This window comes from Caldithrix abyssi DSM 13497, assembly GCF_001886815.1.
GTDB classification, from domain to species: Bacteria; Calditrichota; Calditrichia; order Calditrichales; family Calditrichaceae; genus Caldithrix; species Caldithrix abyssi.
The window spans coordinates 1,778,469-1,793,893 of the sequence record NZ_CP018099.1; the positions used below are offsets into that span (position 1 = coordinate 1,778,469).

Sequence of the window (15,425 nt, forward strand, 5' to 3'; positions counted from 1 at the left end):
ACAATGGCAGAAACAGCACAGGAAAGGACCGAACAACCAACCCCACGGCGCAGAGAAGAAGCGCGCCAAAAAGGGGATGTGGCAAAAAGTAGGGAGTTAAATTCAGTGGTGGTTTTGTTTGCCGGAATCATTTCGTTAAAAATGACCATGACGGCCTATGGCAACCAGATGGGCGATTTGCTGGTCACCCTTTATCAGGATGCTTCCACCTGGGATTTAACGGCGCAGTCCTTTCCTCATCTGAGCCTGATAGTGCTAAAGGTTTTTGCTCAGTTAACCATGCCCGTTTTGCTCAGCGTAATGGTGGCCGGTTTAACGATTAATTTTGTGCAGGTGGGGCCTTTGATGGCTTCTAAAGCGTTAAAACCGGATTTTAAAAAGTTGAACCCTTTTAGCGGCATTAAACGCATGTTCTCTCTTAATTCGCTGGTCGAACTTCTGAAGGGGATTATTAAAATATCCATTGTGGCCCTGGTCTCGTATTCGGTGGTTGACAAGTACCTGGGCGAAATCAATAATTACGCTTACCTTTCCGTTAGCGAACAGATTGCCCTTTTGGCCAGCCTCTTTTTAGAACTGAGCGTAAAAGTGGGATTGGTTTTGTTAATCATGGCCCTGGCCGATTTTGCCTATCAGAAATATCAATATGAAAAAAAGTTGAAGATGTCCAAACAGGAAGTTAAAGACGAATCCAAACAGTACGAAGGCAACCCGCAAATTAAAAGCGCCATTCGCAGCAAACAAATGCAAATGGCGCGCATGCGTATGATGAAAGAGGTGCCCGAAGCCACCGTGGTGGTAACCAACCCGACGCACATTGCCATTGCCCTGAAATACGAGCCGAAAAATAAACAGGATGCGCCCATTGTGGTGGCTAAAGGTAAATTAAAGTTAGCCTTGCGCATTAAAGAAATCGCAAAGCAGCACGGAGTTCCCGTGATCGAAAACAAACCGCTGGCGCGCGGCCTTTATGACGCCTGCGAAGTGGGGAGAGAAATCCCGGCTGCTTTCTACCAGGCCGTGGCCGAAGTTCTCAGTCAGGTTTACAAGATGAACAAAAATCGATTACCCAATCTTGGAGAGATAAATGGCTGATCAAAACAGTAAGTTTATTACCAGGCTGGCCTCCAGTTCGAGCTGGATGTTAACTGCCGGCATTGTGTTGATTCTGGCCGTAATGATTTTACCCATGCCCAGTTTTTTGCTGGATACCTTACTGGTGATGAATATTTCGGCCGCTTTGCTGGTGCTATTTGTAACGCTTTTCATTTTGCGGCCCATGGATTTTTCCGTCTTTCCGGGGCTGCTGCTGATTTTAACGCTTTTTCGCCTGTCTTTAAACATTGCTTCCACGCGGCTGATTTTGAGCCAGGGCTATGCGGGTGAAATTATTGCCTCGTTTGGCTCGTTTGTGGTGCAGGGTAATTTTGTAGTGGGCATCGTCATCTTTCTTATTCTGGTCATCATCAATTTTGTGGTGATTACCAAAGGGGCAAACCGCATCGCCGAAGTTTCGGCGCGTTTTACCCTGGACGCCATGCCCGGCAAACAGATGGCCATCGACGCCGATCTGAACGCCGGATTGATCGATGATGTGGAAGCGCAAAAGCGCAGAGGCGAGATCGCGCGCGAAGCCGACTTTTACGGAGCAATGGACGGCGCCAGTAAATTTGTGCGCGGCGACGCCATTGCCGGTTTGCTGATTACATTGATCAACCTGATTGGCGGCTTATTGATTGGCGCCATCCAGCGCGGATTGACCCTCAGCGAAGCCGCCTCTACCTACACCTTGTTGACGGTCGGCGATGGGCTGGTTGCTCAGGTTCCGGCCTTGCTCATTTCGGTGGCTTCCGGTATTGTCATTACGCGCGCTTCGGCCAGCGCCAATATGGGCGATCAGTTAACCAGCCAGCTGGTCGCTCAGCCCAAAGCCATTTATGCGGCAAGCGGAGTGGCCTTTTTAATGGGCCTCATGCCTGGCATGCCGTTTATTCCCTTTACCGTAGTCGCTTTGGTCATGGCCGTGATCGCCCGCCAGATCGAGGTGTTTAAACGCAGAGAGCTGGCCGCGCAGCAGGAAGAAGAAGAGATCGAAGCCATCGAAGAACCGGAGCGCATTGAGGAGTTTTTACATCCCGATCCTTTTGAAATCGAACTGGGCTACGGCCTGATTCCGCTGGTTGACGCCAATCAGGGCGGTAATTTGCTGAAACGGATCAGTACCATCCGTAAAAGCCTGGCCATTGAACTGGGTATTTTAGTGCCGCCCATTCGCATTCGAGATAATATTCAACTTAATGCCAATGAGTACGTGTTCAAAATTTACGGCGTTAAGGCGGCCGGCGGGCAGGTGATGCTCGACCGCTACATGGTGGTGAATCCGGATAAGTCGCTGCAGTTGCGGGGCATCGAAATGGAGGAACCCACCTTTGGCCTGCCGGCTTTGTGGGTCAACGAAGAAGAACGGGAGCGGGCAGAAATTGCCGGTAATACGGTGGTGGAAGCGCCGGCCGTTATTGCCACGCATTTGATGGAAATTTTGCGCAACAACGCTTACAAACTATTAGATCGGCAGGAAACGCAGCGCATGCTGGATCATTTGAAAGAGACGCACGCCGCTCTGGTGGAAGGCCTGGTGCCGGATAATGTTTCGCTGGGAACCATTCGTTCCATTTTAAAAAATTTACTGCGCGAACGCATCCCCATCCGCAATCTGGTAACCATTCTGGAAACGATTGCGGACTACGCGCCCTTTTCTAAAGATGCCGACGTGCTTACCGAATATGTTAGATCAGCCCTCGCCGAAACCATTACCGAAATTTTAAAGGTGGAAGAAGGCTATGTGGCGGTGGCTTTGCTGGAACCCAAGCTGGAAGATCACATTCTGTCTGTCATTAGAGAAGGGGGCGCGCACTTGCAAAATCTTGGCTTTACTCCCCAACAAGTAAATAATCTTTTTGAAGATATTGCCAATAAGATCGAAGATATGTCCAATTTGGGCGTGCAACCGGCCCTGCTGGTTTCGCCGCAAATCAGAAGAGCCGTGCGCAAGTTTACGGAAACGATCTTTCCCAATTTGTTTGTAGTGGCTTATTCCGAGCTCACTGCAGATACCGAAGTCAAATCAGTTGGAACGGTGAGATATCCACATGAAAGTTAAATATTACACAGGTAACAGCCTGGCCGAGGCCATTACCAAGGCCAAACAAGAGCATGGCAGCGATATCATTTTGCTGGATTCCAGAGAGATTAAAAACACCCTGGATGGATCTAAAATTGTGCAGGTTTCCATTTCCGTTGATGAAGACAATGGAAAAGTAAAGGCCTGGAATCCGCCGGCTGTGAAAAAGAATCAAAAAGCGCTAAAGCCCTCTGAGGTGGAAACCAAAGAGGATTTTAACTCTGTGATTTCCAACATCTTATCCCGCAAGCCCAAAACGCTGGAACAGGAGAAAAAGATTCTGGAAGAGCTGGCTGAATTAAAAGAGCAAATTAACAAATTGCAGCAGAGCGCGGTGAACGACCCATTACCTCTGCCGCCGGTTTACGAACAGATTTTAAGCGCCTTGCAGGAAAAGGGCTTTAACAAGAAGATGGCCGAAAGTCTGATTAAACGCGTGTACCAGCTTACGCCCAAAGGCCCCAAAGCCTCTAAAGGAGAAATCATCTTTGCCTTAAAGAAGGAACTGCGCGAAAAGATGCGCTTTTTCGACATCAGCGCTTTAAAGGCGGCCGATCGTCAAAAAGTGATTATGATGGTCGGGCCGACGGGCGCTGGTAAAACCACCATGACCATGAAGCTGGCCGCGCATCCACAAATTTTTGCCCAGCGCGAAGTGGCCATCATTTCCACCGATCCTTATGGTCCTTCCGAAGCGCTAAAGGCCTTTTCCAGAATGAGCGGGGTAACGGTTATCGAGAAAAAGCGCCACGACGAATTAGGCGCTCTGATGCGTCAGTTGAAAGATTACGATGTGGTCATCGTTGACGTTGCCGGCAACAGTCCGTTTGCGCCTCAATTTGTTAAAAAAATGGAAGAATACGTAAAAATTGTTAAACCGCATGAAATTTTTGTAGTGGCCTCGCTAAACATGGATCTGGAAGATTTGTTAGAGGCCGCCTCTTTGTACATGCTGCTCAAACCCACGGGAGTTATTTTGACCAAAATCGACGAGTCGAGGCGCATTGGTAAGTTTTTTACGTTAATGGAAGAGCTGGAGCTTCCGGTGGTCGCTTTTGGCGATGGAAAACGCATCTTTATTGATATCGCCCTGCCGGAAGAAGGGTACATCTTCGAAAAAGTCTTTGAGGGGCTTGCATGAACGCTAAAACGACATCGACTTACGGAACAACCATTAACATCAAAAATAGCGGTTCAAAAAAGAGCGAAATTATCGCTATCACCAGCGGTAAGGGCGGCGTGGGAAAAACGACCATTGCCGTTAATATGGCCATCGCCATGCAAAAACTGCGCAAACGCGTATTGATCATCGATGCCGATTTGCATCTGGGGAATGTGGATCTGAACCTTGGAATGCGCACCGACAAAAGCATTGCCGATGTGGTACGCAACGATTTACCGTTAAATAAGGCCATTGTGTCCACCCCTGTCAAAGTGGATTTACTGCCCGCCTCCTCGGCGTCGATCGATCTGATCGAAAGCGAGCCTGCCGTTCTGGAAAAACTGGCCGAAAAATTTAAACGTTTTGAAAGCTATTACGATTATATCATCATCGATACGGGCGCCGGCATCGCCATGAACGTCCTTTCCTTTTTATTTGGCGCCGATAAGATTTGTGTGGTGATTACGCCCGATCCGGCCTCCATTACAGACGCTTACGCTGTGATTAAAGTGGTCAAAACGGTCAATAAAGATATTCCCATCTTTTTGATCGGGAATATGGTTAACCATGCTGACGAAGGCGATATCCTTTACAAAAAGATGAATTTGATGGCGCATAAGTTTTTAAACAATCAAATCTATTACGGCGGTTCTTTATTAAAAGACGAACTGGTGGCGCGATCGGTCAAAAGGCAAAAACCTTTTGTGCTGGATCATCCCAGCGGCATGGCTTCCAACGGCGTGCGGGCCATGATCCGCAGAATCATGCAGGCTTCGATTAACAACGGTTTTTACAATAAAAATATTTTTGAACGGGTTTTAGAAACTAAAAATACGCAGTTAGAATGGAACCTTTGAGAAAGTTAATTTTAAGGATAGCGAGTCTGGCGGCCATTATCACTTTTGTTACGTGTGCTCTGAACGGCATTTCGCTGATGACCAGCATCTTTCGAAGCGCTGTAGTTTATCTGTTAACCATTTTGCTGGCCGTCATTATGCTGAATATTTTACGCTGGGGAGTGCTGGCAACCTCTCCCCCCGACACCTTACCCAAAAAACAAGAGCGTAAAGAACAAACTGAGAAGAAGAGTGAATGATGCAATCCACACTTTCCAAATTAAAAGAAACAGGCGAAGCGTTAGTAAAAGAATATCTTGAAACGCGCAACGAGCGGATTAAAGCTAAAATCGTTGAGCATTACGCGCCATTAATTAAAAACATTGTAGGCCGTTACAATTTGCACTATTCTACCACGCTCAACGCCGATGATCTTTACCAGTTTGGCATTTTAGGCCTGCTTAAAGCGCTGGAGCGTTTTAAAAGCAACGGCGTGCCGTTTCATGCTTTTGCCTACAAACGCATTTACGGCGAGGTTGTGGATGCCCTGCGTCGAGAAGGAATGATCGGACGCGATAAGTACGAAAAGGTACGTAAACTGGAGACAGCGGTTAAAAACCTCACCGCCTCGCTGGGCAGGGAACCCTCTACGGAAGAGGTGTGCCGGGCGCTGGACATCGACGAAAAAACCTATTACGATATTTTGAACACCTCGCTGCTGGTTTACACCACATCGCTCAACACCAAAATTAGCGACGACGAAGGCGATTTCATTTACAGAATCGATACCTTAACCGATGAAAGCGCCATGAGTCCGGAAGAAGAGCTGGAAAACCTTGATCTGAAACGACGCCTGAAAGAGATCATCTCTAATGAACTGAGCGATCGGGAAAAGATCATTCTGGCCCTCTATTTTTACGAAGAACTAACCCTGGCCGATATCCGAAAGGTCATTAATTTAACAGAAGCGCGTATTTCACAAATTTTGAATCAAACCCTGATTAAAGTCAGAGTAAAATTGATGAAATAAAATCCGGGAATTCCGTGAAAATGATCGTAATCGAAGGCGATTTAAGCCCGCTGCGTAAAAAGTTGCGCAAAGGAGAAGTCATCAAAGGGCGTATTGTTTTAACGCTTTCCGACGATCATTATCTGCTCCGTTTAATGGGACGAAATCTCATTATGAAATCCAGAGTACGATTTGAACGGAAACAGGAAGTTTATTTTAAGGTGTTGAGCGTAAGTCCTAAAATCGAGCTGAAAATTTTTGATTTGCAAAGGGAATTGCTGGTGAATGGCCGCCGGCATTTAACGGATATTATTGCCTGAAAACGGAGGCTGAACATGGCTGAGCAGTTGAAACAAACAACTTTGCGCGACTATCAGACAACCATAACCATTCTGGAACATCTTACCGACGCCATCTTTATTTTAAAACCCGACGGCGCCATTCAATATGCCAATCACGTGGCCTGCGATTTGCTGGGGCTGCCTCTTTCGCAAATTTTAAAGAATAACCTGAATAACTTTTTACACCCCCCCTTTCTGTTTGAAGAGAACGAAAAGAGTTTTCTGGAACAGATTTACCAGCATTCCATTCTGGAGCTGGAACGCACCTTAAAACACGGCAGCTACGCCACACCGGTGGTCATTAGCTTTGGTTTTGTGCGCAATAATCAGGATGAAGTGGATTTTATCATTGCCAGCGCCAGAGACGTGAGCGTGCGTAAAAATCTGGAAAAGGAACTCTACCAGCAGCAATTGTACGCTCAATCGAGGGATCGCTATAAAGAACTGGGCGAACTGGCCATTAATATTGTACATCGGCTGAGCCAACCCATTACATCCATTCGCCTGCTCGTGGAAATGATGCAAAAAAAACTGCAGCGGACAGGCGAAGAAAAAGAACAATTCGAAAAGAATTTTACACAAATCACCTTACTGTTGAACGAAATGAATGAGGTGATCACCAATATTCGGAACTTCGCCTTTTTGACCGAAGAAGAGAAGCTGAAACCGGTGGACCTTTTAGAGAGTCTGGGAAATGCGCTGCAACATCTACAATACGAACTCACCGAGCATGATGTGGAAGTTTTTATCAATAAAGATAAACAACTGCCGCTTGTGCCGGGCAATCCTTTAAATATTCAACAGGCCTTTACCATGCTTTTGCGCTTTTACCTGAACAACTGGTCGCATGGCGGAGCTGCTGAATCTCGTAAGCTGCAAATCGATTTGATCAATATGGACGAAAAATGGGTAGAGCTGCGTTTTTATGAAGATCGATTGAGCGCAAAAGATATTCCTTTTACAAAGGGCAGTCAGGCGCTGGAACAGAATTTCAGCCTGGCCGTCGCCCAGTTGATGGTGACTTCTTCCGGCGGCGATTTTAGGCATCTTGCGCCCAAAAACAAAAAACATGCCTTTATGTTGCGCTTTCCCGCAGCCCATTCCGATGATCGTCAGCAATTGCTAAACATGATTGACATGATGAAGTGAATTACAGCCTGGCCTGGTATGCAATGCAATCCTTTCAGCGGAGTTCTGTCGTTTAGGGGCTGTCCCAAAAGTCAAAGAAAATGTATTTTTATAAAGTTTTTCTTTCCCTCACCCCCTTTAATTCCCCCTCTCCCGAAAATCTGGAGAGGGGGAAGGGGGGTGAGGGCTATTGTAATCTTTTTTCTATATTTTGGATATATATACATTTGATGTCGCTTTTGAGACACCCTCCTATTATCATTTCATCCCTACGGGATTATTAGATTAACCATTCAACCAATCAACCACTTAGCCATGGGTAATTTTTTCCTCATTAAAAGCAAATCCTTCCGCCCGGCTCTGGTGTTTGGACGCGTTGAAAGAGCGTTGAAATTAAAGTCTTGAAATGGGAAAGTTGTAAGTTTAATAAAAACAATGCAAAATAATTGGTTGCGCTTTCCCTTTGTGCGGCAGAACAGAAAGGCGCGGTTTTGGCATTGCATTTGCAATAACTGCCGTAAAAAATAGATGAGAGGCAACCATGAAGCTAAACATGACTTCCATGAAACAGGCCATGCTGGGGCAACTGCAGCAAAATGAAGTGATTGCCAATAATCTGGCCAATATCAATACGCGCGGTTACAAAAAAGACCTGATGTTTTTTGAGGTGTTAAAAGACAACGACACCAACTCCAAAGCGCGCATGGCCACCGATTTTGAACAGGGCGCCTTAACACAAACAAACAATCCATTGGACCTGGCCATCTCTGGCCGTGGTTTTTTTACCGTGCAAACCAAAGATGGCGTGGCCTATACGCGCGACGGCCATTTTAAGCTGGATGGTAACGGAGTGTTGCGCACGCAGCAGGGGATGGCCGTTTTAGGCGAAGGCGGCGAAATCGTATTGATCGGCGAAGATTTAAAACCGGAGCAGATTACCATAACGCACAACGGCGAAATTTATCTCGGAGATGTTTTCATCGACCGTTTGCTGATTCAAGACTTTGAAGATTACAGTCAATTGCAAAAGAAAGGAGAAAACGTGTTTGTGGTTGATGATTCGGTTCAGGCAAAGGAGGTGGAAGAGCTGGAAGTGCATCAGGGCTTTCTGGAAGAAGCAAATGTGAATCCGGCGGAAGAGATGATTCAATTAATCGAAGTTCAGCGGCAGTTCGAAAGCATCCAGCGCATGGTGCGCACGCTGGACGAAACTTTTCGTAAAGCAGCGACCGAAGTGGGCAAATATTTTTAAATAAAAGGAGAATGAAGGCATGTTACGGGCATTAAAAACAGCGGCCCTGGGGATGACCGCCCAGCAATTAAATGTGGACGTAATCGCCAACAACCTGGCCAATGTAAATACAACCGGTTTTAAAAAGAGCGCCATCGAGTTTCAGGACTTGCTCTACGAAAACCTGCAGCTTGGCGATCGCGACGGGCGTCGGGGCCATGAAAACCCGGTGAAGTTGCAAATTGGCCTGGGAAGTCGGCCGATCAACACCTTTCGTTCCTTTACGCGAGGCGACGTGGTGCAAACCGGCAATTCGCTGGACCTGGCCATTAACGGACGAGGCTTTTTTCAGGTGCAACTGGCCGACGGCAATTATGCTTACACGCGCGACGGTTCTTTAAAGATCAATTCCGAGGGCTACCTGGTAACCAACAGCGGACTTAAAATCGTTCCGGAGATTGCCATACCGGATAACGTGAGCAGCATCCAGATCAGCGAAAACGGCCTGGTTACGGTGATGATTGACGGAGAAAACGAACCGCAGGAAATCGGGCAAATTGAGCTGGTTACCTTCATGAATCCGGCGGGCTTGCTGGCTCGCGGCGGCAATTTGTTCTCCGTGACCGAAGCCTCCGGCGAACCCATTTTCGGTTTGCCCAATGAACAGGGCTTTGGCGGCGTAATGCAGGGATATCTGGAAAAATCCAATGTGGATGTAGCTCAGGAGATGATCAATCTGATTGTGGCCCAACGCGCTTACGAAATCAATTCCAAATCGGTTAAAACCGCCGATGAATTGCTGGCGTTGATCAATAATTTAAAAAGGTAGGCGACCATGAAAGCAGTGCGTAATCTTCTCTGGATTGGTTTAATGATCTTTTTGGGCGCGATGCAGGCTTTTGCTCAATCGCATCTGGAAAATAAGGTCAAAGCAAAAATTCAGGCTTTTTTCGAAGAGCGCTTTGCGGTAAGTACGGAAGATTTGCGCATCAGCTACCTGCGTTTGCCGGACCTGTCGCATCTGGCAGTTGACGACTACCGCATCGAGTGCGTCTCGCAGTCGCCCCTGCCGCGCCTGGGACATCAGACCATCTGGCTACAGTTGTCAAAGGGCGGCAGAACCGTTTTAAAAACGCCAGTAACCGTAAAAATAGCCATCCGCCGTTCGGTGTTTCTGGCTGCCAGCAACATCGGTTTCCGTAAACTCGTTACAGAAGATCATATCGTGCAGCAGCAGGTTTGGCTGACCGATACGGAAATTTACCGCAGCGCCCTGCAGCATGCTTCGCAAATTGTAGGTAAGGAGAGCGCACATTTTATTCCCAAAGGCAGCATATTGGTCGCCAGAGACGTTCAAAATCCAACCGTTGTTAAGCCGGGGGATGAGGTGGAAATACAGGTAAAGGCCGGCGAACTGGTGGTTAAAACCAGAGGCATTGCTCGCTCGGCCGGACGCATTGGCGATGAGGTATCGGTAAAAAATTTGATGACCGGAAAAAGACTGAAAGGCACGGTCACTTCTCCCGGCGTTGTGTGTATTAACCATTCGAGGGCTTTATGAAAAGTATGTTGATTGTTCTGGCGCTAAGCGCGTTGAGTTTCGCTCAGGCCATTCCGTCGCTTTACAGCGATATTAAAGCGCATCACGTGGGCGATGTGTTGTCGGTGATCATTGTGGAAAACGCCAACGCCAGCCGGCAATCCAAAAGCAACAGCAAACTCAATTCGGAAATTGGGATGAATGCCAAATCCTCAGGCAATATTGCCGATTTTTTACCGGTGTTTGGCGGTTCGGGGGGCTTTCAATCCAGACACCAGGGCGAGGACGGCACCTCGCAATCCGACCGTTTAAGCGGGCGTATTTCGGTGCGTATCGTGGAGCAGACCGAAAACGGCATGTTTAAAATCAAAGGCGAGCGAAAACTAAACGTAAACGGCGAAGAAAATTTAATGAAGTTAGAAGGCTATGTCCGCCCGCGGGATATTAGTTCGGCCAATACGGTTTATTCTTACCTTATTGCAGACGCGCGAATTACTTATCGTAAAACGGGCATCGGACATAGGTTTATTCAAACCAGAACGGTAACCAAAATTTTAAGCTTTGCCCTGGCAGGAATCATGGTAGCCGCCAGCGCAGGCTACTTTGCCTTTAAATAGGGGGAAGGGAAGAGATGCGCAATCGTTTATTGAGCATTTTGATCATTAGCGGATTGATGGTGGGCGGTTTAAAATCCGAAGTTCGGATTAAAGACATCGTTTCCATCGAAAACGGAAATCGCGTTTCGTTAATTGGTTACGGTCTGGTGGTTGGCCTGGCGGGAACGGGCGATCGGCCGGCCAGTAGAAGGGGCGCCATTTTTACGGTGCAATCGATCAGCAACATGCTGGAACGCTTTGGCATTACGGTTCCGCGCGAAGCTTTGCGCACGCGTAATGTGGCCGCCGTGATGGTTACCGCTCAAATTCCGCCGTTTAGCCATGTGGGAGCAAGGTTTGACGTGGTGGTTTCTTCTCTTGGAGACGCTACCAGTCTGGAAGGCGGCGTGCTGTTGATGACGCCTTTGCGCGACGGCGCGGGCAATATCTACGCCATGGCGCAGGGCCCGCTTTCCGTTGGCGGTTACAATGTGGAAACTTCGGCCGGCGAGCGTTTAAAGAAAAATCATTCGCTGGTGGGGCGCATTCCTGATGGCGGCTATTTGCAGGTTGAACCGCCCAATCAAAATATCGACGTGCGCAAACCCATCGGCCTGCATTTGAACGAACCCGATTTTGTAACGGCCAGACGCATTGCCAACAGGATTAACGCCTATTTTGCCGGCGATTCCGGCGCCAATAACCTGGCCCGCCCGGTAAGTCCGGGATTGGTTCAACTGTACTTTCCCGACTCGCTGGAAAATCCCGCGCAGGCTATCAGCTACATTGCGCAGGTAGAAACTCTGACGGTTAATGTGGATGTGGAAGCGCGCGTGGTGATTAATGAGCGAACCGGAACCATCGTGGCCGGAGGCAATGTGCAGATCGACGAGGTAATGATTTCGCACGGCAACCTGACCATTCACACCATGAGCTCGCCGGTTATTTCGCAGCCCGCGCCGTTTAGCAGAGTGGGACGGACGGTGGTCACGCGCATAACGCAGACCACGGCGCAAGAAGGAGAAGCGAAGACGGCGGTCATTCAAAAAACCGCAACCGTAAGCGATCTGGCCACGGCGCTTAATACACTGGGGTTAAAACCGCGGGATATCATCGCTATTTTTCAGGCCATCAAAGAGGCCGGCGCCTTAAAAGCCAAACTGGTCATAAATTAGGAGAAAGGTTGATGGAATCCGTAAAACTGGATGTTTTGCGCCAGACGGCCATTAAAGATTCACAAAAACCAACGACCAACAAAGAAGAAGAAAAGTTACGCGCAAGCGCCAAACAACTGGAAGGGCTGTTCTTGACCTTTGTTTTAAAAGCCATGGAAAAAACAATTCCCCGTTTTGACGACAAAAAGCAGTCGAATAATCTGGTTTCGATGATGTTCAGTTCGGTGATGGGCGAAGATTTAGCTCAACGCGGCGGCGTTGGACTGGCAGAATTCATTTACCGCAATATGCACAAAGGCGATAATTCTGCGCAAAACCTTGAACTGCCCGCGCAGAACTGGATCGATTTAGTTCCCCAAAACATAATTTCAGGGAGGAATAATGAGTAATTTGTCGCTAACTTCGAATGAATCCACCAAAACAAAATTGTTTCAATTGCTGCTGGAAGAAATCCACGCTTACAGCTATCTGGCCGAAACCGTAAAGCAAAAACAAGAAGCCATCATTAAAAACAATCTACAAACCATGGAAAACCTTTCGGGCGTGGAACGTCTGCTGGTTAAAAAAGTGGAGTTAATGCTGCAAACCAGAGAAAAATATCTGAATGAATTATTAAGCAATACAAATCTGGATTTACCCCTGCAGTTAAATAGCTACATCGAACAATTGCCGTTAAAAGAGCAGGCGCGCTGGCGTAGCCTGCAGCAACGTATTTCTCGCGCGGTTGATAAAATTCGACGTTTGAACAGAGAAAATCAACAACTGGTTCAATCGTCCCTGAACTACGTTCGGGGCGTAATCGAGATGTTGTACGCCATAGATCAGGAAAACGTGCTTTACACCAGCAGCGGGCAAGAAAAAAAAACAACGGCAGGCAAACAGGTGGTAAACTACAATGTTTGATAAGGGAAGATCATGAGTATTTCCAGTATTTTAGAGATTGGTAAGCGTTCTTTGTTGGCTTACCAGTCGGCGGTCAAAACAACAAGCGATAATATCTCCAATGCCAATAACGAATATTATCGTCGTCGTCGCGTTAATTTTGATCAGTTAAACGGCGGTTACAGCCGGCTGGGCCTGTCGATTACCGACGCTGTTCGATTGCGGCAGCGCTTTGCCGAATACCAGATTTATACCGAAAACCAGCATCTGGGAAAGTACCAGAACACCCATCGCCTGCTTTCGCAGGTGGAGGTGCTGTTTAACGAAAACAGCGATGCCGGTTTATCGAAGGTGATGAGCGATTTTTTTGGCGCCTGGAACGATCTGGCCAAAGAGCCGGAAAGCGATTTTGCCCGGAATCTGGTGTTAGACAAAGCGATGGTCCTGGCGGACACTTTTGAGCGAATTGACAGCGGCCTGCAAAACATCAAAGATCAAATTGTGCCCGAAACCAGAATGACAGTGGACGACATTAATCAAAAAATAGAACTCATTCACAAAATCAATCAGCAAATTCGCAAACAACCCAATGGGGAATTGTTGGATCAAAGAGACCGCATTTTAGACGAGCTTTCTCAGCAAATCAATATTCAAATTAAAGAAAAAGACAGCGGCGAAGTAAACGTATATTCCGACGGCATATTGCTCGTCTCTCACGATATTTTGAATGAGCTGGAAGCAAAAACAGTTACCGAAGAGGGCCATTCGAAAATCAGAATTCAATTGAAAGGCAGCGGCTATCAGATTAATCCCAGCAGCGGCGCGCTGTCTTCGCTGGTGGAATTTTACAACGACACATTGCCGGAGTACAAAGAAAAACTGGATGCGCTGGCTCGAACCATTGCCCGCAAAGTGAACGAACTGCACACTCAGGGCGAAAATCTGAACGGCAGCGGCGGGATCAATTTTTTTGCCGATGATATTGCCGGCATGTCGGATTTCAGAGTCAATCAGGCGATTGCCGAAAATCCGGATCTGATCGCCAGCAGGGCAAGGGGCGGGGCAGAAGGCGACGGCAGCATTGCTCAGCAAATCAGCGACCTGCAATTTGCCGGCCTTTTTAAAGAAGGCACCGCACATGAGTACTATCAAACCTTTTTGACCGGCCTGGGCGAAAACATCCAGGAAGCGGACTTTTTAGCGGACAGTCAGGAGATGATTGTCAATCAGTTAAAAAATCAACGCGATTCCGTAACGGGCGTTTCTATGGATGAGGAAATGACGCGTATGGTTCAATATCAACAGGCTTACGAAGCGGCGGCCAAAGTGATAACCACGGTGGATGAAATGATGGCTACCGTCATGCAAATGGTCTAAAATAGGGAAAGGATGACCATGCGAATTACACAATCCATGTTTGTGCGCAACACCATGCAGCGTTTATTCAAAAGCCGCGAAACGTTAATGAACACGCAAGATCGTCTGGCTACGCAGAAAAAGATTAAACTGCCGTCGGATAATCCTGTGGGCTACTCCAGAGCCCAGAGAATGCGCGAGGCCTATCGTCAGAATGAAGTGTTCCTTAAAAATATAGAAGAATCTGAAGGCTGGTTAGATCATACGTCCAGTTTGCTTGAACAGATTTATCAGAATGTGGTTGACGCCCGAATTGAAGCCACCAAAGGCACGGACGCTGTGGCCACGCCGGAGTTGATGGATTCGCTGGCCAAACAGTTGCGCGGCATGATGGATGAACTGGTGGCCACGTTAAATACTACCTATCTGGGTAAAAATGTATTTGGCGGAACGATTACCAAAGAAACCACGCCTTTTGAGAAAAACGACCTGGATGTTACTTATCAGGGCAACGATCAACACATCAGACGCAGAATGTCCAGGCAGATTGTGATGGATATTAACGTTACGGGATCGGAAATAATGCAAACCAGCGTGTTCGATGCCTTGAAAGAAACCATCGTCGCCCTGGAAAACCACGATGTTGACGCCCTTAAAGGCGCGCTGGAAAATTTAAAGAGTTCAGAGAAAAATATCCTTAATGTGAGCGCCGTTTACGGCTCAAAAATTAATAATCTGCTATTGATAAAAGAGCGAATGATCTCGACCAATGAGAATTTTCAGAAATTTATTTCTCAGGAAGAAGACGCCGTGCTGGAGGAGGAGATGATTAAATTAAAATCGGAAGAGATCGCTTATCAGGCGGCCTTGCAATCAACCAGTCAGATAATGGGACTCAGCCTGCTCAAATATCTGTAGGGGAAGGATGATGACGGCAGTAACCAATGTATCTTTTAAGATATGTTCAACATGTGGAGAGATATGCATA

17 protein-coding genes are annotated in these 15,425 nt (G+C 47.4%); all 17 read left to right on the plus strand.

Translation table 11 applies throughout. The annotated features are described in order from the left end of the window. Window positions 1-3: 3 nt before the first annotated feature. Entirely contained in the window at window positions 4-1,095 is a 1,092-nt protein-coding gene (gene flhB / locus Cabys_RS06930) for a flagellar biosynthesis protein FlhB (protein ID WP_006929546.1), read from the plus strand. Then, window positions 1,088-3,160, plus strand: a complete 2,073-nt coding sequence (gene flhA, locus Cabys_RS06935) for a flagellar biosynthesis protein FlhA (RefSeq protein ID WP_006929547.1) — start codon at window positions 1,088-1,090, stop codon at window positions 3,158-3,160. Before flhB ends, flhA begins: the two co-directional genes overlap by 8 nt. After that, window positions 3,150-4,322 (plus strand): flagellar biosynthesis protein FlhF, encoded by a 1,173-nt coding sequence (locus tag Cabys_RS06940; protein ID WP_006929549.1) that lies wholly within the window; start codon window positions 3,150-3,152, stop codon window positions 4,320-4,322. The genes flhA and Cabys_RS06940 overlap by 11 nt, the downstream gene beginning before the upstream one ends. Continuing rightward, window positions 4,319-5,200: an AAA family ATPase gene (locus tag Cabys_RS06945; RefSeq protein WP_006929551.1), complete on the plus strand. Its 882-nt coding sequence runs from the start codon at window positions 4,319-4,321 to the stop codon at window positions 5,198-5,200. The genes Cabys_RS06940 and Cabys_RS06945 overlap by 4 nt, the downstream gene beginning before the upstream one ends. Then, window positions 5,188-5,439, plus strand: a complete 252-nt coding sequence (locus Cabys_RS06950) for a hypothetical protein (RefSeq protein WP_006929552.1) — start codon at window positions 5,188-5,190, stop codon at window positions 5,437-5,439. Before Cabys_RS06945 ends, Cabys_RS06950 begins: the two co-directional genes overlap by 13 nt. Further along, complete coding sequence (locus Cabys_RS06955) at window positions 5,436-6,209, plus strand: sigma-70 family RNA polymerase sigma factor (RefSeq protein ID WP_081475083.1); 774 nt, start codon at window positions 5,436-5,438, stop codon at window positions 6,207-6,209. The genes Cabys_RS06950 and Cabys_RS06955 overlap by 4 nt, the downstream gene beginning before the upstream one ends. 14 nt (window positions 6,210-6,223) lie before the next feature. Continuing rightward, complete coding sequence (locus Cabys_RS06960) at window positions 6,224-6,508, plus strand: hypothetical protein (protein WP_150125324.1); 285 nt, start codon at window positions 6,224-6,226, stop codon at window positions 6,506-6,508. A gap of 15 nt (window positions 6,509-6,523) precedes the next feature. Further along, window positions 6,524-7,678: a PAS domain S-box protein gene (locus Cabys_RS06965; protein WP_006929556.1), complete on the plus strand. Its 1,155-nt coding sequence runs from the start codon at window positions 6,524-6,526 to the stop codon at window positions 7,676-7,678. A 520-nt stretch (window positions 7,679-8,198) separates the two neighbouring features. After that, window positions 8,199-8,909 carry a flagellar basal-body rod protein FlgF gene (gene flgF, locus Cabys_RS06970; protein WP_006929557.1) on the plus strand — a complete coding sequence of 237 codons (711 nt, stop codon included), beginning with the start codon at window positions 8,199-8,201 and terminating at the stop codon, window positions 8,907-8,909. Between the two features lie 19 nt (window positions 8,910-8,928). Continuing rightward, window positions 8,929-9,717 (plus strand): flagellar basal-body rod protein FlgG, encoded by a 789-nt coding sequence (gene flgG / locus Cabys_RS06975; protein ID WP_006929558.1) that lies wholly within the window; start codon window positions 8,929-8,931, stop codon window positions 9,715-9,717. 6 nt (window positions 9,718-9,723) lie between these two features. Beyond that, window positions 9,724-10,449 carry a flagellar basal body P-ring formation chaperone FlgA gene (flgA, locus tag Cabys_RS06980; protein WP_006929559.1) on the plus strand — a complete coding sequence of 242 codons (726 nt, stop codon included), beginning with the start codon at window positions 9,724-9,726 and terminating at the stop codon, window positions 10,447-10,449. Beyond that, a complete protein-coding gene (locus Cabys_RS06985; RefSeq protein ID WP_006929560.1) occupies window positions 10,446-11,045 on the plus strand; it encodes a flagellar basal body L-ring protein FlgH in 600 nt (199 codons plus the stop codon). The genes flgA and Cabys_RS06985 overlap by 4 nt, the downstream gene beginning before the upstream one ends. Window positions 11,046-11,059: 14 nt before the next feature. Continuing rightward, window positions 11,060-12,199: a flagellar basal body P-ring protein FlgI gene (locus Cabys_RS06990; protein ID WP_006929561.1), complete on the plus strand. Its 1,140-nt coding sequence runs from the start codon at window positions 11,060-11,062 to the stop codon at window positions 12,197-12,199. Window positions 12,200-12,210: 11 nt separating this feature from the next. Continuing rightward, on the plus strand, window positions 12,211-12,588 hold the full coding sequence (locus Cabys_RS06995) for a hypothetical protein (RefSeq protein WP_006929562.1): 378 nt from the start codon (window positions 12,211-12,213) through the stop codon (window positions 12,586-12,588). Continuing rightward, complete coding sequence (locus Cabys_RS07000; RefSeq protein WP_006929563.1) at window positions 12,581-13,102, plus strand: flagellar protein FlgN; 522 nt, start codon at window positions 12,581-12,583, stop codon at window positions 13,100-13,102. Before Cabys_RS06995 ends, Cabys_RS07000 begins: the two co-directional genes overlap by 8 nt. Window positions 13,103-13,114: 12 nt before the next feature. Continuing rightward, the gene (flgK, locus tag Cabys_RS07005; RefSeq protein WP_006929564.1) at window positions 13,115-14,458 is read left to right on the plus strand and encodes a flagellar hook-associated protein FlgK; all 1,344 of its coding nucleotides are present in this window, start codon (window positions 13,115-13,117) and stop codon (window positions 14,456-14,458) included. Between the two features lie 18 nt (window positions 14,459-14,476). Next, on the plus strand, window positions 14,477-15,355 hold the full coding sequence (locus tag Cabys_RS07010; protein ID WP_006929565.1) for a flagellin N-terminal helical domain-containing protein: 879 nt from the start codon (window positions 14,477-14,479) through the stop codon (window positions 15,353-15,355). Window positions 15,356-15,425: the final 70 nt, after the last annotated feature.

Bases quoted from the DNA above. Each gene is read 5' to 3' on its own strand.
- Cabys_RS06990 (WP_006929561.1), top strand. From the start codon at position 11,060: ATGCGCAATCGTTTATTGAGCATTTTGATCATTAGCGGATTGATGGTG.
- Cabys_RS06955 (WP_081475083.1), top strand. From the start codon at position 5,436: ATGATGCAATCCACACTTTCCAAATTAAAAGAAACAGGCGAAGCGTTA.
- Cabys_RS06965 (WP_006929556.1), top strand. From the start codon at position 6,524: ATGGCTGAGCAGTTGAAACAAACAACTTTGCGCGACTATCAGACAACC.
- Cabys_RS06985 (WP_006929560.1), top strand. From the start codon at position 10,446: ATGAAAAGTATGTTGATTGTTCTGGCGCTAAGCGCGTTGAGTTTCGCT.
- flgG (WP_006929558.1), top strand. From the start codon at position 8,929: ATGTTACGGGCATTAAAAACAGCGGCCCTGGGGATGACCGCCCAGCAA.
- flgF (WP_006929557.1), top strand. From the start codon at position 8,199: ATGAAGCTAAACATGACTTCCATGAAACAGGCCATGCTGGGGCAACTG.
- Cabys_RS07010 (WP_006929565.1), top strand. From the start codon at position 14,477: ATGCGAATTACACAATCCATGTTTGTGCGCAACACCATGCAGCGTTTA.
- Cabys_RS06950 (WP_006929552.1), top strand. From the start codon at position 5,188: ATGGAACCTTTGAGAAAGTTAATTTTAAGGATAGCGAGTCTGGCGGCC.
- Cabys_RS07000 (WP_006929563.1), top strand. From the start codon at position 12,581: ATGAGTAATTTGTCGCTAACTTCGAATGAATCCACCAAAACAAAATTG.
- Cabys_RS06940 (WP_006929549.1), top strand. From the start codon at position 3,150: ATGAAAGTTAAATATTACACAGGTAACAGCCTGGCCGAGGCCATTACC.
- flhA (WP_006929547.1), top strand. From the start codon at position 1,088: ATGGCTGATCAAAACAGTAAGTTTATTACCAGGCTGGCCTCCAGTTCG.
- flhB (WP_006929546.1), top strand. From the start codon at position 4: ATGGCAGAAACAGCACAGGAAAGGACCGAACAACCAACCCCACGGCGC.
- Cabys_RS06995 (WP_006929562.1), top strand. From the start codon at position 12,211: ATGGAATCCGTAAAACTGGATGTTTTGCGCCAGACGGCCATTAAAGAT.
- flgA (WP_006929559.1), top strand. From the start codon at position 9,724: ATGAAAGCAGTGCGTAATCTTCTCTGGATTGGTTTAATGATCTTTTTG.
- flgK (WP_006929564.1), top strand. From the start codon at position 13,115: ATGAGTATTTCCAGTATTTTAGAGATTGGTAAGCGTTCTTTGTTGGCT.
- Cabys_RS06945 (WP_006929551.1), top strand. From the start codon at position 4,319: ATGAACGCTAAAACGACATCGACTTACGGAACAACCATTAACATCAAA.